At 36.1% G+C, this 19,283-nt stretch carries 20 protein-coding genes; 15 read left to right on the plus strand and 5 right to left on the minus strand.

Annotation, left to right across the window (positions count from 1 at the left end):
• Positions 1 to 153 precede the first annotated feature (153 nt).
• The 10 genes from ACQ76T_RS08110 to ACQ76T_RS08155 all read left to right on the plus strand — a co-directional run bounded on the left by ACQ76T_RS08110 (position 154) and on the right by ACQ76T_RS08155 (position 7,664).
• On the plus strand, positions 154 to 1,029 hold the full coding sequence (locus ACQ76T_RS08110; protein WP_431342805.1) for an AraC family transcriptional regulator: 876 nt from the start codon (positions 154 to 156) through the stop codon (positions 1,027 to 1,029).
• A 66-nt stretch (positions 1,030 to 1,095) separates the two neighbouring features.
• Positions 1,096 to 2,262 carry an iron-containing alcohol dehydrogenase gene (locus tag ACQ76T_RS08115; RefSeq protein WP_431342806.1) on the plus strand — a complete coding sequence of 389 codons (1,167 nt, stop codon included), beginning with the start codon at positions 1,096 to 1,098 and terminating at the stop codon, positions 2,260 to 2,262.
• Between the two features lie 162 nt (positions 2,263 to 2,424).
• Positions 2,425 to 3,147, plus strand: a complete 723-nt coding sequence (locus ACQ76T_RS08120; protein ID WP_431342807.1) for a polysaccharide lyase family 7 protein — start codon at positions 2,425 to 2,427, stop codon at positions 3,145 to 3,147.
• A 327-nt stretch (positions 3,148 to 3,474) separates the two neighbouring features.
• Positions 3,475 to 4,068, plus strand: a complete 594-nt coding sequence (locus ACQ76T_RS08125; RefSeq protein WP_431342808.1) for an HPP family protein — start codon at positions 3,475 to 3,477, stop codon at positions 4,066 to 4,068.
• Positions 4,069 to 4,075: 7 nt separating this feature from the next.
• On the plus strand, positions 4,076 to 4,420 hold the full coding sequence (locus ACQ76T_RS08130) for a hypothetical protein (protein ID WP_431342809.1): 345 nt from the start codon (positions 4,076 to 4,078) through the stop codon (positions 4,418 to 4,420).
• A 28-nt stretch (positions 4,421 to 4,448) separates the two neighbouring features.
• Positions 4,449 to 5,357 (plus strand): TIGR01777 family oxidoreductase, encoded by a 909-nt coding sequence (locus ACQ76T_RS08135; RefSeq protein WP_431342810.1) that lies wholly within the window; start codon positions 4,449 to 4,451, stop codon positions 5,355 to 5,357.
• A 31-nt stretch (positions 5,358 to 5,388) separates the two neighbouring features.
• Positions 5,389 to 5,970 (plus strand): GDP-mannose pyrophosphatase NudK, encoded by a 582-nt coding sequence (gene nudK, locus ACQ76T_RS08140; RefSeq protein ID WP_431342811.1) that lies wholly within the window; start codon positions 5,389 to 5,391, stop codon positions 5,968 to 5,970.
• Positions 5,971 to 6,105: 135 nt separating this feature from the next.
• Complete coding sequence (locus ACQ76T_RS08145; RefSeq protein WP_431342812.1) at positions 6,106 to 6,492, plus strand: hypothetical protein; 387 nt, start codon at positions 6,106 to 6,108, stop codon at positions 6,490 to 6,492.
• 21 nt (positions 6,493 to 6,513) lie between these two features.
• A complete protein-coding gene (locus ACQ76T_RS08150; protein WP_431342813.1) occupies positions 6,514 to 6,972 on the plus strand; it encodes a DUF2750 domain-containing protein in 459 nt (152 codons plus the stop codon).
• A gap of 14 nt (positions 6,973 to 6,986) precedes the next feature.
• Positions 6,987 to 7,664 (plus strand): DUF2306 domain-containing protein, encoded by a 678-nt coding sequence (locus ACQ76T_RS08155; protein WP_431342814.1) that lies wholly within the window; start codon positions 6,987 to 6,989, stop codon positions 7,662 to 7,664.
• A 212-nt stretch (positions 7,665 to 7,876) separates the two neighbouring features.
• On the opposite strand, the gene ACQ76T_RS08160 is transcribed toward ACQ76T_RS08155, so the two are convergent.
• Complete coding sequence (locus ACQ76T_RS08160) at positions 7,877 to 8,080, minus strand: hypothetical protein (protein WP_431342815.1); 204 nt, start codon at positions 8,078 to 8,080, stop codon at positions 7,877 to 7,879.
• Between the two features lie 120 nt (positions 8,081 to 8,200).
• Between ACQ76T_RS08160 and ACQ76T_RS08165 the strand changes: the two genes are divergently transcribed.
• From ACQ76T_RS08165 to ACQ76T_RS08185, 5 genes are all read left to right on the plus strand, one after another.
• The gene (locus ACQ76T_RS08165) at positions 8,201 to 8,584 is read left to right on the plus strand and encodes a VOC family protein (protein ID WP_431342816.1); all 384 of its coding nucleotides are present in this window, start codon (positions 8,201 to 8,203) and stop codon (positions 8,582 to 8,584) included.
• Positions 8,585 to 8,914: 330 nt separating this feature from the next.
• Positions 8,915 to 9,685 (plus strand): hypothetical protein, encoded by a 771-nt coding sequence (locus ACQ76T_RS08170; RefSeq protein ID WP_431342817.1) that lies wholly within the window; start codon positions 8,915 to 8,917, stop codon positions 9,683 to 9,685.
• Between the two features lie 254 nt (positions 9,686 to 9,939).
• Positions 9,940 to 10,836 carry a retropepsin-like aspartic protease gene (locus tag ACQ76T_RS08175; RefSeq protein ID WP_431342818.1) on the plus strand — a complete coding sequence of 299 codons (897 nt, stop codon included), beginning with the start codon at positions 9,940 to 9,942 and terminating at the stop codon, positions 10,834 to 10,836.
• A 111-nt stretch (positions 10,837 to 10,947) separates the two neighbouring features.
• Positions 10,948 to 11,997, plus strand: coding sequence for a hypothetical protein (locus ACQ76T_RS08180; protein ID WP_431342819.1), 1,050 nt, complete (start codon positions 10,948 to 10,950; stop codon positions 11,995 to 11,997).
• A gap of 144 nt (positions 11,998 to 12,141) precedes the next feature.
• A complete protein-coding gene (locus tag ACQ76T_RS08185; protein ID WP_422692609.1) occupies positions 12,142 to 12,588 on the plus strand; it encodes a KTSC domain-containing protein in 447 nt (148 codons plus the stop codon).
• Between the two features lie 306 nt (positions 12,589 to 12,894).
• Here ACQ76T_RS08185 and ACQ76T_RS08190 read toward each other — a convergent pair whose 3' ends face one another.
• From ACQ76T_RS08190 to ACQ76T_RS08205, 4 genes are all read right to left on the minus strand, one after another.
• Complete coding sequence (locus ACQ76T_RS08190; protein WP_431342820.1) at positions 12,895 to 16,080, minus strand: efflux RND transporter permease subunit; 3,186 nt, start codon at positions 16,078 to 16,080, stop codon at positions 12,895 to 12,897.
• Between the two features lie 7 nt (positions 16,081 to 16,087).
• Complete coding sequence (locus tag ACQ76T_RS08195; RefSeq protein WP_431342821.1) at positions 16,088 to 17,149, minus strand: efflux RND transporter periplasmic adaptor subunit; 1,062 nt, start codon at positions 17,147 to 17,149, stop codon at positions 16,088 to 16,090.
• Positions 17,150 to 17,155: 6 nt separating this feature from the next.
• Positions 17,156 to 18,523 (minus strand): TolC family protein, encoded by a 1,368-nt coding sequence (locus tag ACQ76T_RS08200; RefSeq protein ID WP_431342822.1) that lies wholly within the window; start codon positions 18,521 to 18,523, stop codon positions 17,156 to 17,158.
• Positions 18,524 to 18,615: 92 nt separating this feature from the next.
• Positions 18,616 to 19,209, minus strand: a complete 594-nt coding sequence (locus ACQ76T_RS08205; RefSeq protein WP_422692613.1) for a TetR/AcrR family transcriptional regulator — start codon at positions 19,207 to 19,209, stop codon at positions 18,616 to 18,618.
• Between the last annotated feature and the right edge of the window lie 74 nt (positions 19,210 to 19,283).

A 19,283-nucleotide genomic window follows, 5' to 3' on the forward strand; every position in this document is an offset into this window, starting at 1 on the left:
CCCTTAATCATGCTTAATATCCTATTACATAAACAAAATATAGAATTCACGGTTTCCTTACTTTTAGGATATAAATTAATTATTTTTGCATTCTATTTCAAAAAAATAGGCATAATAAAATTTTTGGCCGGTTGATATAAAGAAACGAGAACTATGAAGAAGCTTGAGATTAAAAAAAATATTCAAAAGGAAGAGGATAAAAATCTTTCGTTTAGGGTTTTTGATTTAACAGAAGAATATTTAAAGGAATATTTTAAACCTCATAAAAAAGACCATTTTCTGATCATTATTATTGAAAGTGGAACATTACAACTTCATATTGAGGACAAAATTCACTTTTTGAAACCCGGAAAAATCTCTGTAGTATTTCCTGAGCAGGTACATTTTATTTCTGATATCAGTAATGACCTGAAAGGAAAAATTATTTTGTTTGAAGAAATACTATTCTGTTCGGATATTTTAAAGAATGAGCTGAGTACTTATAATGTTAACCTTTCCACACAGCTCCACTGTACTATTTTATCTCAGCAAGAATTTCAGCAAAGTTTATATACGATTTCAATTATTCAAGGAATTTATCAAAACCCAAGTCTTATAAAAAAGGAACAAGCAAGATTTCAGATTAAAATATTTCTGTTGGGCTTAATTGAGTCAATCCATGGCTTACACCCTGTCTTACATAAAGAAACTGCCGACAAACCTGTTTATGTAAGGTTCAAAAAGTTATTGAATGAGCATTATAAACAGTACAGAACCGTTCAGTATTATGCCGATGAACTGGCAATTACTCCTAAAAAATTAAACTCAATTACCAAAAAGCATTGTGGAGAAACGGCGATTCAGGCTATCCATAACAGAATTTTAATTGAAATAAAGCGACAGTTGATGTTTTCAGATCTTTCTCATAAGGAAATTGCTTTTGACCTGGGATTTAATTCTCCATCTGCTCTCAACAAGTTTGTAAAAGCGAAACTGAAAGAAACTCCAACAGAACTCCAGCAGGAATTGGCGCAAATGTATAACACATAATCCTGTTTGTATAACACCATCTGCTTTAGCTGATCTAATTTTGTCTCATTAAAAATTAAGTAAAAAATGAGCAAATTATTTATTGCAGGAGAAGTTTTTCATGGCGCGGGAAGTCTTTCAGAACTAGCTAATATTAAAGGAAAAAAAGCAGTAATTGTAACTGGGGGAAGTTCTATGAGAAAGAGCGGAACTTTGGATAAAGCGATTGCTTATCTTACAGAGGCGGGAATAGAAACACAAATTTTCGAAGGTGTAGAAGAAGATCCTTCATCTGCAACATGTATGAAAGGAGCTGAGGTCATGAAGACATTTGAACCGGACTGGGTTATCGGTCTAGGTGGATGCTCTGCCATTGATGCTGCAAAAATCATGTGGGTATTTTATGAATATCCTGATGCGGATTTCGATGCGATGATCAAGCCTTTTACCGTTCCGGTTTTAAGAAATAAAGCAAAATTTATTGCCATTCCTTCTACAAGTGGAACAGGAACCGAAACAACAGGTCTAGCCGTTATTACAGACAGAGAAAAAGGAGTAAAATATCCTATCGTTTCTTATGAATTAACGCCGGATATTGCCATTGTGGATGGAGAAATCTGTGCTTCAATGCCTGCCCATGTCACTTCCAATACAGGTCTTGATGCTTTGACTCACTGTGTGGAAGCCTATGTTTCGAATATTGATAATAATATCGCAGATGCTCTTTCAAAAGGTGGTTTGGAGATTGTTTTCAATAATTTAAAAGAAGCGGTAGAAAACCCGAATAATATTACAGCGCGTCAGAATATGCACGATGCCTCTTTTATGGCAGGTTTGGCATTCAACAATGCATGGTTGGGAATTGTACACTCTTTATCTCATCAGGTTGGAGCTTTGTATGGAATTCCTCACGGTGCTTCTAATGCAATTTTCCTTCCGAATGTTATCCGTTATAATGCGCAGGCAACAGAACGTTTTCCTGATCTTGCCAAAGTGATCGGTAAAGAAACGGCAGAAGAACTTGCACAGGCCATTGAAACGTTACGTTCTGAGGTCAACAATCAGTCGGCTATAAAAGAATTTGGAATTTCAAGAGAAGACTGGGATAAAAACCTTGACTATATTGCCAACAATGCACTGGTAGATCCTTGTACAGGTTTCAACCCACGAGTTCCTACGTTAGATGACTTGAAAGCAATCTACAATGCTTGTTATGAAGGTCTCGTGTACACTGAAGAATTGGTTGCAGGATAGTTTTATATTTAAATTTCAGTACTGATAGAAAAACAGAAAGTCAAATTGGCTTTCTGTCTTTTATTTTAAATCTATTATATAAAAAAACACGTACCATGTAAGAATCTTATCAATAAAAATATATAAATTCGTATATACTTTTTAACTGTAATTAAACCGGCTATGAAGAACTTATTTAAAATCATAGTACAATGTGGATTATTTGTGCTTTGTCCTATTCTTTTTCATGCACAAAAAAACGTTTATGCTAAAGTCTCTCAGGCTCAGTTTGATCTGACAGGGTTTAATCTTCAGCTCCCGGTTCCGAAAAACAATTCTATTACCATTATTAAAGGTCCCGAAATAGCGCGGTTCTCATCAGAAAATTTCTATTACTCAAGTGAGGACAAAAGTATCCGTTTCTTTTGTTCTTCGGATGGGAAACCTACTCAGGGCTCTCATTATCCCAGAACAGAATTGCGTCAGGAAGAGGATTGGCATTTTGAAAACCAGCACCAATTGCTGGTAAAAATGGCTATTCTGGAGCAACCCAGTACGGGAAAAATTATTATTGGCCAGATTCATGGAAACTCAAAAGGCACCGAAGCGGTAAAACTATGGTGGAATAATGGTGAATTGCAGGCTGGTTTCAAAAAAGAAGTAAATGGTAAAGAAGATCGAGTTACCCTCTTGAAAAATATTCCTTTGGGACAATCTTTCGAATACAGTATTCAACAGGACGGTTTACATGTTCAGGTGAAAATAAACCAACAAACCACTGAATATACTTTGGGAGATAGCTGGAAATCAGAAGCCGTTTATTTTAAAGCGGGAAATTACCTGCAGGATAACAGACTTCCGGTAACTTCTGGCTTAGTGGCCATTTATAATATTAAAGTATTTTAATTTCTTTTACTACAGATCACTCAGAAAATTAAGACACTGTTCACTGTAAATGACATAAATTGTATCTTAATTTTCCGCACAATCATTCCAAAATATTTTCATCTATTTCTCTACAGATATTGAAGTGAAATAATTGGGAAAATTATTCATTATCAAAGGGATCAGCATTCCCATATACTGTGCTTCAATCTGAGTACTTTCTTTATTGATAAAGTAAAATAAAAATTTATTTGAATCTGACTGGGCACATTAAGATCACTCATACGATCCATTTACAAACGGATATTTCCGTATCTTTGAATTTAAATAAAAAATAAAGAAGATTAAATGAAGAAGGCTATAAAAAGAACGTTCAGAGTCTCAAAATATGTGATATATAAAGAAACGCTTGTTGATTACAAAGAGCATTTCTGGTCATTCTTAGGCGCTTTTTTCGGGATTGGGCTCATTGCATTTATCCAGTCTCATACGTTAGCAGAAACAGAAAATATATTTCTGATCGGTTCTTTCGGAGCATCTAGCGTTCTTATTTACGGAGCCATTCAAAGTCCATTGGCCCAGCCAAGAAATCTGATAGGAGGTCACGTTCTGTCTGCCATTGTGGGAGTTACCATATATAAGATTGTTCCGGACATTATATGGCTTTCTGCCCCTTTAGCTGTAGCTTTCTCTATTGTTGTTATGCAGTATACAAAAACGCTGCATCCACCAGGCGGAGCTACCGCCCTGATTGCTGTAAGTTCCACCGGAAAAATTCCGGACTTAGGATATTGGTACGTTATTTCCCCTGTACTTTCGGGATGTATTATCCTGATTATTGTTGCTTTGTTTTTCAATAATATTACATCCAACAGAAGCTATCCTACTCACAATAGATTCAAAAAGCTATTAAAAAAAAGACATACACACCACACCAAATGATAAAATAATGAATTGCCTCGAATGTGGCGAAAAAATAATCGGAAGGGCTGATAAAAAGTTCTGTAATGATGCCTGCCGCAACGCCTACAACAATAAGCAGAACAAAGATTCTACCAATCTGATGCGGAATATCAACAACAAGCTCCGCAAAAATTACCGCATCCTTGTAGAAATCAATACCGATGGTAAAACTAAAGCAACCAGAGCCAAACTCGAAAGTCTTGGCTTCGATTTTGATTATTTCACCAATCTGAAAGTTTATAAAAACGGTTCAGAATACAAATTTATTTATGATTACGGCTATAAACTTCTGGAAGAGGACTTTGTGCTGATCGTTAAAAATCAGACATAGCCCCATTACACCCACTAAATATATTATTATGAAAGAAATAGTTCTCATTACAGGAGCCAGTGGCATGATCGCCCGCGAACTTTCCAAAAAACTTGAAAAAGATTTTGACCTGAGGTTTCTTACCCGGCATAAAAAACATTCTAACGAGTATGAATGGGATATTATCAATGGAATAATAGATGAACACGCTGTAGAAAATGTTTCCCACATCATTCACCTTGCAGGCGCCAATATCTCTGAAAAAAGATGGACCCCTGAAAGAAAAAAAGAACTCATCTCCAGCAGAGTTGATTCTGCTTCACTGCTTAAAAACGCTTTACAAAACAAAAATGTAAAGCTTAAATCCTTTATTTCAGCATCCGGTATCAACTTCTACGGTACCAAAACCTCTGAAAAAATTTATACAGAAATAGATCCTCCCGGAAATGACTTTCTAAGTGAAGTTGTTATATTGTGGGAAAAAGCAGCTGACGATTTTAAAAAGGAAAGTTTTGCAGAAAGAGTGGTAAAAGTCCGGACGGCAGTCGTTCTTTCTGAAAAAGACGGAGCTCTCAAAAAAATGGTTCCTCCCATCAAATATTATGTAGGATCTCCCTTGGGAAGCGGAAAACAATATATGCCATGGATTCATATTGAGGACATTTGCTCCCTTTACGAATTTGCCTTGAAAAACACTACTATTGAAGGCGCTTACAACGCAGTAGCTCCACAACATATTACCAATAAGGATCTGACGAAAGAAATTGTTGAGGTCCTGAAAAAACCTCTGTTTATGCCCAATGTTCCGGTTTTTGTACTAAAATTGATGTTTGGAGAACTTGCCACTGCTATATTGGAAGGTTCAAGAGCTTCATGCAAAAAAGTGCAGGAATCAGGATTCCGGTTTAAGTTTCCCGATTTGAAACCTGCATTGAAAGATTTACTAAAAAAAGATTAACCTACAACCAATAAAAAGACCGCACAGCGATATGCAAAATCCTAATATTGATATTCTAAAAACAGAAATCCTATCAGACAACTGGTATACTTTGAATAAAGTTACTTTTACAATTCATAAAAAAGACGGCACTGAGGAAACTCAGAGTAGAGAAGCTTATGACCGGGGAAATGGTGCCGTAATATTACTTTACAATACAAATACAAAAAACGTCATTTTAACAAGACAGTTCCGCCTTCCTACCTATATCAACGGAAACACAACCGGAATGCTGATTGAAGCCTGTGCCGGACTGCTAGATAACGATAACCCCGAAGACTGTATAAAAAGAGAAACAGAAGAAGAAACAGGATACAAAATTTCCAAAGTACAGAAAATATTTGAAGCTTATATGTCCCCCGGATCTGTAACGGAGATTCTTCACTTCTTTATCGCTGAATATTCGAATGAAATGAAAATTGCTGACGGCGGCGGCCTGGAAGAAGAAGGTGAGAATATAGAAGTTCTGGAATTATCTTTTGAGGAAAGCCTTACCATGATCGATTCAGGGGAAATAAAGGATGCCAAAACAATTATGTTGCTGCAATATCTAAGACTTAAAAATATTATATAGTTTTAACCAAACTCTACGATAAAGAAATTTTTATATGAAAAAAAACTGATCCTGATTACAGCTGTTATCATTTCTCTAACAAGTTGTAATCAAGTTTCTAAAGACCATAAAGAATCCAACTCAAATATTAAAATAATGGATAACCCAGAAATCATTAAAAATGTGAAACTTGCCATAAATCCTAAATATCAGGATTGGGTTCTTTTCAAAAATGGAACTTATATTATTTTTGATAATGCTGACACCATTAAAAATGTGAATGAAGAAGCAATAAAACAGATGAAAGAATATGGACCTGTCTTTGTGGGAGGACCTGCTGGGGACTTTAATACCATCCATTTAAACCAAACTGACGGCTGGCTTGTTTCCGGGCATGGCTACGGAATGTACACTTATGTAAATCCGGCAGAAATTGAAAATAAAACACCTAACGATATTGAAATTGGTTTATTTGGAAGATCAAAAAGAGATCTTGATGGACAGAAACCTGAAATAATATATACAAATAGTCGTAAAAAATAGTTTATAATAATTACTTTTAAAATGCTTCAAGACCATATTACCATTCAAAACCGTTATAAAAGTTTCATAAAACAAATCTGTGAAACACAAACATTATTTGCTTTAAAAGACGAAACAGGATATGCTACCTCTTATTCCAACGAAATAGAATATGAAGATGGTGGGCCTGCCCAAATCCTCTGCTTCTGGTCGGATATTGCAAGAGCAAAATCCTGTGTGGAACAGGAATGGGATCATTACGAGGTATCATCTGTTCCTCTTACTGAATTTGTAGAAAACTGGTGCCTGGGAATGAACAGTGACGGACTTATTGTAGGTGCTGATTTCGACAGCAATCTTTTCGGATACGAAGCAGAACCTCTGGAAGTTATTCTTGATATTATCACAGAGTTGAAAAATACAGGAAAATCTCTCGAATTGAGAAAGTTCAAGAATATTGACGATCTTGAAAACCAGGTAAGAGAAGTTTTGGAAGACTAAAATAATACATCAGAGTGAAGAATTGGGGTCTCAAAATCATTTCAGCGATTGCCCTATTGGCAGTCGTTATTTTCAGTATTCTTATGCTGAAAACAATTTCCCAATATCTGACCTTTGAAAAGACCATTGGCTTTCTGGCCTTCAAACAACAGGTTGTCAGCAATCCTTATTGGATGGCTTTTTTCTATATCCATATCTTTTCCATCACTCTTTGTCTTTTGGTTGGTTTAACTCAGTTTTCGACTCAATTTTTAACAGAAAACGGAAAACTGCACAGGATTATTGGAAAAATGTATGTTTATAATATTCTCATCATCAATGTTCCGGCATGCTTTGTACTTGGACTCTTTTCAAATGGTGGCATTATAGGAATCACAGGCTTTCTGCTACAGGATTTTCTTTGGGCTTATTTTACCATCATGGCTGTATTCTCCATAAAAAAGGGGAATATCATTAGACATAAAAAGGAGATGATTCTAAGCTACTCCATTACTACAACGGCCATTACGTTCAGAATTATCAAGAATCTGTTTTATAATGAATCACAACATGATTATGAACTCTTTTATGGTCTAAATGTCTGGGCAGCACTTTTCATCAATCTTTCCATCGCTTATGCTATCCTTGGACAAAGATCGCTGTTATCGGTCAAAAGAAACATTTGTAGCAAAAAGATAAATACTGGCAGATGAAACTACCAGAAATGCTCCTATGAATATTAAAACATTGAAAAGCCTTTTATATCTGCTGTTTTGAGTCCAACGATTGAAAAAACGCATAAACACATAAGATATCCCTGAAAATATAGCCAAAATTGAGAGGAAAACAACAAGTAAAAACAAGTAAAGCCAATCGAAATACATATCGTAAATTTATAGAGTAATATTAATTAAAAATCAAATTCTTATCGGCCAAAATTAACATTGGCGAAGAAAATATAAATACTAAAAGATGAAATCAGGAAAAATGATACGATGAATATCAAAGTATTAAAAAGCACTTCATATCGCTTGCCTTGAGTCCAGCGGTCGAAAAAACGCATAATCAGATAAGCAATTCCTCCAAAAACAGCGACAATAAAAATAATCGCAAGATAAACAGTCGGCATAGTATTAATTTGTGTAAATCTATTATTTTTAATTTACAAAAACAATGGAGAATATAGCATCATCCCTTCAAATAGTGCTAATTTAGATGAATATTTATGTTTAAAAACAAAAAGTAGAATATGGAAATTAAAAATCTGGATCATCTTGTACTAACCGTTGCGGATATTGATAAAACCATTGAGTTTTACACTCAAATCATGGGATTTGAAGTTGTAACTTTCGGAGACAATAGAAAAGCACTTATTTTTGGAAATCAAAAAATCAATCTGCACCAAAAAGGAAAGGAATTCGAACCCAAAGCAGAAAGTCCTACTTGCGGATCTGCCGATCTTTGTTTTATTGCTCAAACCGATATTCAGGAGGTTTTGGAAGAACTTAAACAGAAAAATGTACCAATCATTGAAGGAATTGTAGACAGGACAGGCGCTGTAGGGAAAATAAAATCTGTTTATTTTCGTGATCCGGATCAAAATCTTATTGAAGTAAGCAACTATTATCTGTAAAATAAATAAGGTGAGTTTTGAGATTTTCTCTTAGTAAACTTATCTCAATTATGGATAAATAAGGTTCACCAAATTCAAAATTCTTAACAACTGAACCTCCAAATTCAGCAACAAGGGAAAAATACATTGGAATACAAACAATTAGCCATAAAAATCTCCTTTGAAACAAATCAAATTTATATAAAAAAACACATCAGAATATAAACATCCATTAAAATAATGATAAAGTGAGAAAATAATCATATAAAATTGATCTAATTCTTTAATTTTCAAATTTAAAGCCTTAATTTTGAAGCGGAAAATTCAGAACATTCAGATTCTTCAACAACTATGCGCAAGAAAAAAATGATGATCGGGCTTTGTTTGGCTCTATCTGTTATTGTTTGGGGGCAGAAAAAACCTACTAAGACTACTCATCTTACCCCTTACAGCTATCAAACATTCAATTGTGACAACAAAGGATATTTTGATGCAACTAAATATGAAAAAGAAGAAATAGACGGCGTTAATAAGCTTTTATATAAATTCAACGGGGTTCATTTTGACACCCGTCCTATCTTTAAATTATCCAGTTTGGAGGAAGTCCGTAAAAATAAGGACGCTCATCTGGAAGATTTGGAAAAACAATATCAGGAAAAGAAAGCAGAACTTTATAACCTTAAAGTGATTGATCTTCCTATGTGGAAAAAGATGCATGAAGATGCGATCTACACTTTTGAAAACGAATATGAACTGAATAAGGAAGAAATTCTTGCATTTTCCGATCCCTCCACTCTCAAAAACAGCAAATTTTACGAAACCTGCAGAGAGCCTATTGATGCAATATCGACTCCTGACAGAGAAAAAATGTTTGCTACCTGGAAAGCTTACACAGAGTTAAAAAGCAAAAACAATTCTGATCCACAGGGAGTAATGAACCGCTTCAATGCAAAGCTGAATGATCCTCAAAGTGAAGATTATGCACTGATTGATCTTATTGGCCTTAGTTTCCACAACTGTGCCAACAGCAGCTTCAGACAGAGACGTGATGATGAAGGAACTGCCTATAAAGATTTTGACAAGATTTTCACTAAGTTGAAAAAAAATTGCGATATGCCGTAACAATCAAGATACTGAATATCTAAAAAATAATAATGCAGCACTCATTTCTGGGTGCTGTTTTTTATGGAACCAGATTTAAAATATAGACTATTTTTCGGTTCATATTTCCTCCATTTTTTTACCTTAATGAAAATAACAGGTTCGAATTTGTGAGAACAGTTAATGAACGGTTAAAGGAAGGTTAACAGCCTTCTGTTTCTTTGTCAACTTGAGAAATCCTTTTACTTTCGTTGTTCTAAAAGGCTTAATCAACCATGGATTTTATTTATTATTTATTTTCAGTAATCATCAGTATCGGGATTTCAGCTCAAAAATCGCCCACTGTTGTTCCTTTCTCTTTGGAAAATCACTCCATTTATATGTATTGTAAGGTGAATGATTCCGCTCATGTTAAATTTCTTTTTGATACAGGTGCAGACGGTTCGGTTATTAATGTCAATTCAAAGAAAAAATTGAATCTGAAAGTAGATGGAACATCTGAAAACCAAGGCTCTAACGGAACAAACACCGTGGAATACAGCAGTCATAATACCGTGCAATTTGGAAACATAGACAAAAAAGATGTTCTCCTTACCCTTATCCCCTATCATTCTGCAAATTTTGACGGCGTTTTCGGTACAGATCTGATGCAGGGAAAAATTGTCGAAATAGACTATCATAAGAATGAAATTCGCTTTTATGAAGAAAATACAACCACTTTAGACCTTTCCGGGTATGAAAAAATGAAACTTCACCTCATTGATAATTACCCGGCTATAGAAAGCACTATTACAGTAAACAGCAAGGAATATTCCGGAATTTTCGGACTCGACAGCGGAGCAGATGATGCCCTTACGATTGCTGCTCCGTTCGCAAAAAAGAATGAATTGGCTAAGGTCATGAAAAAAATAGGAAAAGCGACAGCCCAGGGATCAGATGGTTCTGTATATGAAATGCCGGTAGTCATTTGCCCATCCATACAATTTGCTCAAAAATACCTTTATAATGTTCCTGTCACTCTTTCGGGTTCTACAGAAGGAATGGATGCTACTGAAAAAATGGCGGGATTCTTTGGAAATCAGTTTCTCAAAAGGTTCAATACCATCATCGATTTCAAAAATCAGTTTATTTATTTTAAACTGAACAAAAATCTTTACTCTGAATTCAAATAATCGAATGATTTTATCCAGAAAACACTGTTACTATTGTTAATTGTTCTTTTGAGGAATATTTTTTGCTATTAAGATTCAGTAGCAAAATAACCTTAAAAACATTGAGTATTCATGAAGATCCGAGCTATAATTATTCTTTCTCTTTCACTGGCACTTACATCCTGTCAGTACAATGAGAAACAGCAGAAGATGATTCATCAGATCGCAACATCTAATAATTCCGTTTATGAAAATACATTCAGAAAGAATCTTTTTGAAGAATTTTCTAAAAGAAAAATTGTTCAGCTCTCTTCCAATGAAAACCCAAAAGTTGCATTATATTTTTTCCAAATTCTTGTAGAAAAATATCCTGAAGAATGCTTTGGAGTGCTTATGAAAAACCTGAATAATAAAAAAACACTTGATGTATTTACAAGTTATGACACCATTAATGAACTCACAGTTCCGGATGCCATGATGTTTTATACCATCAGCAAAAAGGATATTTTCACTAAAGAGCAGAAAGAAAAGCTTTTCGGGATAATCATCAACAATTTTGAACAGCTATCTCATCTGGAAGGTTATATGTTTTTATACCTTGATAATAATAAAAGCACTCCTGATCCGCAATATTATCAACCGCTCAGAAAACTGATGGAGACGAAAAGAGACAACAGACTCTATGGAAATAGTACGCTGCTGAATTATATGGCCAACTACAATAAACCCGAAGACAGCCTTCTGATCAAAGATTTTCTCTATCAAGCCGCAAATGAAAGTATGCAGTCTCCTACTCACATGAATCCCGCGGTCGATTTTATCAAACATCATCCAAAGCCTTCCTATTTTCCCATTTTAGAGGAATTTTACAATAAACAGGTTAAAGGAAAAGCATTCAGTGCTTATGATTCTTTTTTCGAGCTTGAAGACCTTACTATTGCCACACTTCAGTATAAAACAGAAAAAGCCAGAGATCTGATGAAGAATATTGCTTTCCATACCACCTATAAGCCGGAAGAAAGCGGTACTGCCATCAATGAGCATCTTTATTTTCTTGTGAAAAAATATGATCCTTCCAACTATTTTTCTGAGATTACCAATGCCCTATCTCCTAAAATAAATAAGGTTAAAATGGATTCCGTTGTATCAAAGCATGATCGTTGGGATCGGTATATTCACTAACATGAAAAAAAACGATTAGGTTAATGCTTTGATTGCCACCATTCCCAACCCCGTAAAAATAATTGAATAAATTAATAATGAATACGTTATGATTTTTCAAATTTAATTGCTTAATTTTGCACCCCGAAAATAAGGATTAGATATATGAAAAAAATTGGTGAGCACAGAACGCTTCTTGGAGTAGATAAAAATGTTACTCTAAAAGAATTAAAGACCATTTACAGAAACGTGATGAAAGACACGCACCCTGATAAATTCATTAATGATGAAGCCGGAAAACTGGAAGCTGAAGAAAAAAGCAAGTCTGTGATTGAAGCGTATCACTTTTTGGTAAGTATCAATGCTGAAACACAGGAGAAATATAAAGAAGAATATACTGAAACCATTACAAAATCCAACATTCAGGATTTTTATCTGGAGAAATCTATTCTAACGGTCCAGCACCTGAACGGAAATATGTATGAGTATATAGGTGTACCTAAAAACACATACATCAAGATGATCAATGCTGATTCACCAAGCCGTTTTGCAAGAAGACACATCTATGGAAATTTCGTTTACAGAAAGTCCGGAGAGGCGATGGCAGACTAATTTTTCAATAACAATATATAAAATATAAAAAGGGCCTTCGAAATTATTCGAAGGCCCTTTTTTCTCTGACCGTCATATGACATCATATGAAAAGCCTTTCACATAGTTCCCCTTTAATAATGATTTTTTGGGCCTATTCAATACTCCATCCATCTGTCGCCGTTATGTATCTAAAAGAGGTTTATAACCTGATAAGATAGATTTAATAAAGGTTTATTGGTCTTCAGGATCTTATCAGATGGTTTAAAATAAAAAAGCGCCTCAGAAATTCTGAGGCGCTTTCGGTTAATTAAAGGTTGTGTTATATTAATCTAAATGTTTAGGAGTAAATCCGTCTTCACTCAGTTCTCTGTGTTCATAATCTGCTTTCATTTCAGCTTCGTAGTCTACTTTGGTATCTTTACCCATTCTTCTTAAGATAGAATCGAATAGAGAGTATACTACCGGTACAATGATCAAGGTAAGGAATAGTGACGATGTCAAACCACCGATTACTACCCATGCAAGACCTTTATTCATTTCAGCTCCCGCTCCTGTTGCCAATGCGATAGGTAACATACCGAAGATCATCGCAATGGTAGTCATCAGGATCGGACGAAGACGTGCGTGGTTTGCCTGTACTAATGCGTCGTGAGTATTAGAACCTGCAGCTTTTCTGGCATTCGTAAAGTCAACGATAAGGATCGCATTCTTCGCAACAAGACCAATCAACATGATCATCCCTAGCATGGTGAAGATGTTCAGTGAGTTGGCTGTTAAGGCAAGAATTACCATTACCCCGATCATCGCCAACGGAATTGAGAACAATACCACGAACGGATACACGAAACTGTCATACAGTGACACCATTACCAGGTATACCAATACGATAGCTGCCAATAACGCGATACCTAACGTACCGAAACCTTCCTGCTGGTTCTCCATATCTCCACTCCAGATATATTCTACTCCTACAGGTTTTTTCTTACCATCCATGAACTGTTTAGACCATTCATTGGCAACGTCCCCTACAGGTCTACCTACTGCTTTTGCTCTTACTTTTACAGAAGGAGATTTGTCTCTACGTTCAAGTAAGCTTGGCCCTGAACCCATTTTCACATCTGCAAACTGGCTCAGACGAATCTGCTGCCCCTGAGGATTTGTAAACATTAGGTTTTTAACATCATCAATAGATTGTCTGTTGACATCTCCAAAACGGATGTTGATATCATATTCATATTCTCCGGCTCTGAATTTTCCGTCTGTATTTCCGTTGAATGCAGTCTGCATCGTTTGTCCTACACTGGAAAGATTCAATCCTAAAGAGGCCATTTTATCTCTGTCTATACTTACCTGAACTTCCGGGCTTCCTGTATCTGTAGATAATTCTGCATCTACGGCTCCGGGAACTTTCTTCAGTAATTCCAATATTCTGGTTGCTTCTTTTACAGCGGTTGCGTTATCCGGTCCGGTTACTACCATTTCGATTGGAGCATTTTCAGCCCCCATGATACCAATTGGAGCCGTTTTGAATTCAACCCCTGTAAATTTCTCTTCCAGCTGTCTTTTTATTTTCGCTGCTTTGATGTTGGTACTTTCAGAACGTTCAGATTTGTCTGTTAAGTTGACCTGAACTTCAGATTGGTAGGTTGTTGCCTGAGCTCCCCCAAAGCCTGTCGACTGTTGTCCAACGGTTGTAATAAGGTCTACCACATCATGATCATTTCTTAAGAACTTCTCAACATCTAATGTCAATTGGTTGGTTTTCTCAATGGTTGCATCTTTTGAAAGCTCCATTTGTACTAAGAACTGCCCACGGTCAATCGGCGGGAAGAATTCACCTCCAATGAAACCGAATGCTACCAGCATAAATGAACTTATCAAAACAATAAATGTAATCACTACCGTTGAGATTCTTCTTAATGTAGTCTTCAGACACCATTCAAGAATTCCTGTGATCCAGTGAGTGAATTTGTCGATCAACCCTTCAAACCAAAGAATGAATTTCTCAAACCAGTTTTTACCTGTTAAATGTTCCAGTTTACCGAATCTTGATGATAACCAAGGAATGATGGTAAATGAAGCCAATAAGGATAGTAAGGTGGCAATAACTACCGTGACGCAGAACTGAGCCAGGATGTTTGCTACAAGTCCTGAACTCATGGCAATAGGTAAGAATACCACTACGATTACCAAGGTAATTGCTGCTACGGTAAATCCGATCTCAGAAGCTCCATCATAGGCGGCTCTGATCTTGCTTTTCCCCATCTCCATGTGACGGTAAATATTTTCCAGTACTACGATCGCGTCATCTACAAGGATACCTACCACGAGCGATAGCCCAAGTAAACTCATCAAGTTCAAAGTGTATCCCATCAAGTTCATTCCAATGAACGCTGCCACAAGGGAAGCTGGAATAGAAACCATGACGATAAATGCGTTTCTGATACTGTGAAGGAATAGTAACATTACAATAGCTACGAGGATAATCGCCAAGAACAAGTCGAAAATAACGTGGTTGGCAGATTCAAGGGTAAATTCTGTGGTATCGTTTACGATTTTCACTTTTACCCCTTGAACTTTGTAAGCTTCTTCTACAGTTTTAATGGTTTTCTGAACACTTTCAGATACAGCCACCGCATTGGCATCTGACTGTTTTTTAACCTGCATTAAGATGGTTGGGAACTGATTGAATCTTGCTACTTTTTCAACATCCTTCTGAGAGTCAAAAACAGTGGCAATGTCTGATAAACGAACCTGAGCTCCATTTTTGTTGGACACTACAAGGTTGTTCATATCTTCAATTGATTTATATTTCCCTGATAGTCTGATCGTAGATTTTGTAGTTCTCGTTTTCAAACTTCCTGTAGGGAAATCCAGGTTGGAAGATAAGATAGACTGTTGTACATCTCCTATTGAAAGACCATACCCCTGTAGTTTTTTCTCATCCAGGTTTACCTGAATTTCTCTTTCCTGACCTCCTACAAGATCTACCTGAGCCACACCGTTTACACGGGAGAAGATAGGTTCTATTTTTTTATCTAAAAGGTCATAAAGGTCCTTACTGTTCAGTTTATCTGATGAGATACTCATGGTAATAATGGGTAAATCATCTAAGGAAAATTTATTCAGGGACGGTGCTTTTACGTCATCCGGAAGGTCTGCCAAGATTGCATTTACCTTACGCTGCGCATCATTCAAAGCATAGTTTACATCTGCTCCATCGTTCAGCTGAACCATGATGATGGATAAACTTTCGTAGGAAGAGGATTCTACTTTTTTCACGTTTTCCAAAGATCCTACGGCATCCTCTATCTTTCGGGTCACGGAAGTTTCCACCTCTGCGGGTGAAGCTCCCGGGTATACCGTTGTAATGGTTACCATATTGGTTTCAAACTTCGGAATCAATTCGTATCCCATGAGCGTATAACTCAGGATACCTCCCAACGTCAGAATTGTAAATAATACAATGACTAACGAGGGTCTTTTAATCGATATTTCTGCTAACTTCATAGATCTGCTACTTTATAATGTTCACTTTAGATCCGTTGTCCAGGTTGATCTGTCCGCTGGTTACTACCTGCTCTCCTCCATTCAATCCGCTTAATACCTGAACTTTATCTCCGTAAACTTTTCCAACGGTTACTTTGATCAATTTGGCAACACCGTTCTGAACAACGAATAGCTGCCCTGAACTTACTCCATTTACAAACGCTTCTGCAGGAACTGTAAGCATATTCTTGGTCTCAGCTCCATTGTTGGTACTGAATTTTGCGGTTGCATACATCCCTGCTTTTAAGTTTCCTCTGTTCTGAACTTCAATTTCAACAGGGAAGTTCAAAGAGGCATCACTTTTAGGAGCAATAAATGTAATTCTGCCCACGAAAGAATCTTCCGGTAAAACGTTTACTTTAATAGGAACTTCCTGACCTAACTGGATTTTTCCGATCTGGCTTTCGTCTACTAAAACTGAAAGTTTTAAGCTGTTGATATTAACAATCTCAAACATGGCTGTTCCCGGTGAAACAACAGTTCCCGGTTCTACCATTTTTTTGTTAATCGTACCGCTAATCCCTGCACGGATGCTTGTATCGTTTACTTTTACACCCTGAGCCTTAAGGGCAGCCTGCATATTTTTAAGCTGTAGTCTTGAGTTATCCAGCTGTTGTTTGGTTACCCCTCCTGTTTTGTATGCATTTTCATAACGTTGGTTATCGATAATGGCATTTTGAAGGTTATTTTGAGCCTGAGTAACATCTACTTCGATAGCATCTCTTTTAATGGTAGCTAAAACCTGTCCTGCTCCTACTCTTGATCCTTCTTTTACCAACACATTAACGATACGCCCTGAAATTTCGGAAGACTGATTCATTTCCTGCTTGGGAAGGAAAGTTCCGTTGGCAGAATAATCTGTATCAATATTTTCCCTTGCAACGGTAACGATATTAACATTGACTTTATCTACCTGCTTGGCAACCTCTGCTACTTCTTTTGTCTGTTTTTCTTTGTTCCCGGCAATCTTATAAGCGGCTAAACCTACGAGTACAGCTGCTACGATGATATATATTAAAGTTTTTTTCATTGTTTATTATGGGTTTTGTAATGTGTTTAACTCTCCTTTTGCTTTTATTACTTTTATTTCAGCCTGTTTATAGTCAAGCAATGCATTTGCATAGTTTTGTTTGGCCTGTGTAAGCGCATTTTCCGTATCCAGTACTTCGGTAAGGGTTGCCAAACCGTATTGGTAGTTAGACTGAGTATTTTTCTGTACTTTATCTGCCAGGTCCACATTATCTTTCATGCTTTGAATATTGATTATTGCATTCTCCATATTGGTAATGGCGTTTTTATAATCTAAACTCAAATTCAGTTTTTTGTTTTGGATATCCTGATCCAGATCCTGAATATCAATTTCCGCCTGCTGGATCTGAGCTTTAGTAGCTCCACCCATGAAAATTGGAATTTTGATAGCCACCCCTATTGAAGCATAGTCTCCCCAATTGGTTCCCTGGCTAGATCCTGTAGCATAAGGAAATTTATTTCCCAACCCCTGCCAACCATAGTTAGCTGAAAGCCCTACAGTAGGATAAAGATTAGCTTCCGTTGCTTTTTTACTGAATTGTAAAAGTTCTTTTTGTTTATTTAAAACTTTTATTTCAGAACGGGTTTCCAGGTTAACGTTGGTTTCCAGAAGCTGAGGATTTGGTACTATTGTTTTTTCTTCAAGTTCAATGGCATTATCAATAGGAATTCCCATGTAGAACTTCAATGAGTTTTTAGAAACCTCAACAGAGTTGATCAACTGTTGTTTATTGGATTTGATATTGGTAAGCTGAACGTTGGTACGATCCAAATCTATTGGTTTTGCCAATCCGTTATCCACTAAACTCTTAATGACGTTCCTTGTACGCTCTGTATTGGCGTAGCTTTCTTCTACGGTTTTTAGATTCTCTTCCTGAACAAATACCTGATAATATGCTGTAGCCACATTTTCGATGATCTGTTCATTGGTTAATTCAGAATTTAAAAGATAGAATTCTCTTGTAGATTTCGCGGCTTTAAGACCTATGAAAACTCTTTGATCAAAAATATTCTGATTCAGGCTTACTACGTTTACAGATTGCCATTTTGTTCCAAAAGCTACCGGGATAAGTTCTCCTGGTCTGCCTAAAATCTCTCCTGGAAGCACAGACTTCTGCAAAATTGGATTATAGGTATTGTTTATCGTTGCACTGATCTGGGGTAAAGCTCCGGCTCTGGCCTCATCAATCTTATATTCGGCTTTTTTAACCTGCAAAGCAGCTTTTTTAGCTTCTGCCTTATTTTGGAGTGCCTGCTTTATTGCTTCCTGTAGAGAAACCTGCTGTTGGGCAGACACAGATGAAAAGCCGAAAATCATAAATGCTGCAGCTATCCCAATCTTTAGCTTTTTAGCAGTTATACGTTTTCTTTTCATAATTTTATACTTCGTTTATTTTTTAATTTAATTTTTCAATCATTATTTTATTTCTAAAGGACGAACCATTGTGGGAAATACTTTAGATTTTTTTAATTTTTAAACAACATATTGATAATAATCTCTTTACGTTCAGAAATAATCTTATCATATTCTTCGTCATTTATCATAAGATTCTCCATAAATAATGGTCTTATAGCACTTGGGAAAACCAATAGTGATACCATATTAAGGATAAACTGAACGGGAGCCATTTTTTCAATATTTCCCAATTCCATTTCTTTTTCGATGTCGCTATACATCTGGTTCAGAACGTCTTCTTCAATTTCTCTCTGATGGCATGTTCCCTTGTTGATCTGTGAAACGATATAAGTTTCCAGATAAGGATATTGAAGGCTTGTAGCAAGGCTGCTTTCTATGAATTTACTGATCTTCTCTTTAAAGGGCAGATCGGCATTCTGAATAATCTTTGATTTCTCCTGCTCTACTTTCTGAGCTTCATCAAAAATAATCTGTAACAGCTTATCTCTTGATCGGAAGTAATAGTTAATTAAGGTTCTGTTTACTCCTGCGGCATCGGCAATCTCCTGCGTAGTAGCATCAAATTTTCCTTTCACAAAGAATAAATTCTTCGCTGTCTCCTTGATCAATTCCTGTGTTTGGTCTTTTTTTGCTTGATTTGACATTTTTGTTAAACAAATTTGTGCAAATTTATAGTAAAAAATATTTTTGACAAAATTGTTAAACAAAAAAATTAAAC

This window comes from Chryseobacterium sp. JK1, assembly GCF_050632815.1.
In the GTDB taxonomy this organism is placed as follows: Bacteria; Bacteroidota; Bacteroidia; order Flavobacteriales; family Weeksellaceae; genus Chryseobacterium.

Excerpts from the sequence above, each read along its gene's own strand:
- ACQ76T_RS08110 (WP_431342805.1), top strand. The coding sequence starts at position 154 with ATGAAGAAGCTTGAGATTAAAAAAAATATTCAAAAGGAAGAGGATAAA.
- ACQ76T_RS08115 (WP_431342806.1), top strand. The coding sequence starts at position 1,096 with ATGAGCAAATTATTTATTGCAGGAGAAGTTTTTCATGGCGCGGGAAGT.
- ACQ76T_RS08120 (WP_431342807.1), top strand. The coding sequence starts at position 2,425 with ATGAAGAACTTATTTAAAATCATAGTACAATGTGGATTATTTGTGCTT.
- ACQ76T_RS08125 (WP_431342808.1), top strand. The coding sequence starts at position 3,475 with ATGAAGAAGGCTATAAAAAGAACGTTCAGAGTCTCAAAATATGTGATA.
- ACQ76T_RS08130 (WP_431342809.1), top strand. The coding sequence starts at position 4,076 with ATGAATTGCCTCGAATGTGGCGAAAAAATAATCGGAAGGGCTGATAAA.
- ACQ76T_RS08135 (WP_431342810.1), top strand. The coding sequence starts at position 4,449 with ATGAAAGAAATAGTTCTCATTACAGGAGCCAGTGGCATGATCGCCCGC.
- nudK (WP_431342811.1), top strand. The coding sequence starts at position 5,389 with ATGCAAAATCCTAATATTGATATTCTAAAAACAGAAATCCTATCAGAC.
- ACQ76T_RS08145 (WP_431342812.1), top strand. The coding sequence starts at position 6,106 with ATGGATAACCCAGAAATCATTAAAAATGTGAAACTTGCCATAAATCCT.
- ACQ76T_RS08150 (WP_431342813.1), top strand. The coding sequence starts at position 6,514 with ATGCTTCAAGACCATATTACCATTCAAAACCGTTATAAAAGTTTCATA.
- ACQ76T_RS08160 (WP_431342815.1), bottom strand. The coding sequence starts at position 8,080 with ATGCCGACTGTTTATCTTGCGATTATTTTTATTGTCGCTGTTTTTGGA.
- ACQ76T_RS08165 (WP_431342816.1), top strand. The coding sequence starts at position 8,201 with ATGGAAATTAAAAATCTGGATCATCTTGTACTAACCGTTGCGGATATT.
- ACQ76T_RS08170 (WP_431342817.1), top strand. The coding sequence starts at position 8,915 with ATGCGCAAGAAAAAAATGATGATCGGGCTTTGTTTGGCTCTATCTGTT.
- ACQ76T_RS08175 (WP_431342818.1), top strand. The coding sequence starts at position 9,940 with ATGGATTTTATTTATTATTTATTTTCAGTAATCATCAGTATCGGGATT.
- ACQ76T_RS08180 (WP_431342819.1), top strand. The coding sequence starts at position 10,948 with ATGAAGATCCGAGCTATAATTATTCTTTCTCTTTCACTGGCACTTACA.
- ACQ76T_RS08185 (WP_422692609.1), top strand. The coding sequence starts at position 12,142 with ATGAAAAAAATTGGTGAGCACAGAACGCTTCTTGGAGTAGATAAAAAT.
- ACQ76T_RS08190 (WP_431342820.1), bottom strand. The coding sequence starts at position 16,080 with ATGAAGTTAGCAGAAATATCGATTAAAAGACCCTCGTTAGTCATTGTA.
- ACQ76T_RS08195 (WP_431342821.1), bottom strand. The coding sequence starts at position 17,149 with ATGAAAAAAACTTTAATATATATCATCGTAGCAGCTGTACTCGTAGGT.
- ACQ76T_RS08200 (WP_431342822.1), bottom strand. The coding sequence starts at position 18,523 with ATGAAAAGAAAACGTATAACTGCTAAAAAGCTAAAGATTGGGATAGCT.
- ACQ76T_RS08205 (WP_422692613.1), bottom strand. The coding sequence starts at position 19,209 with ATGTCAAATCAAGCAAAAAAAGACCAAACACAGGAATTGATCAAGGAG.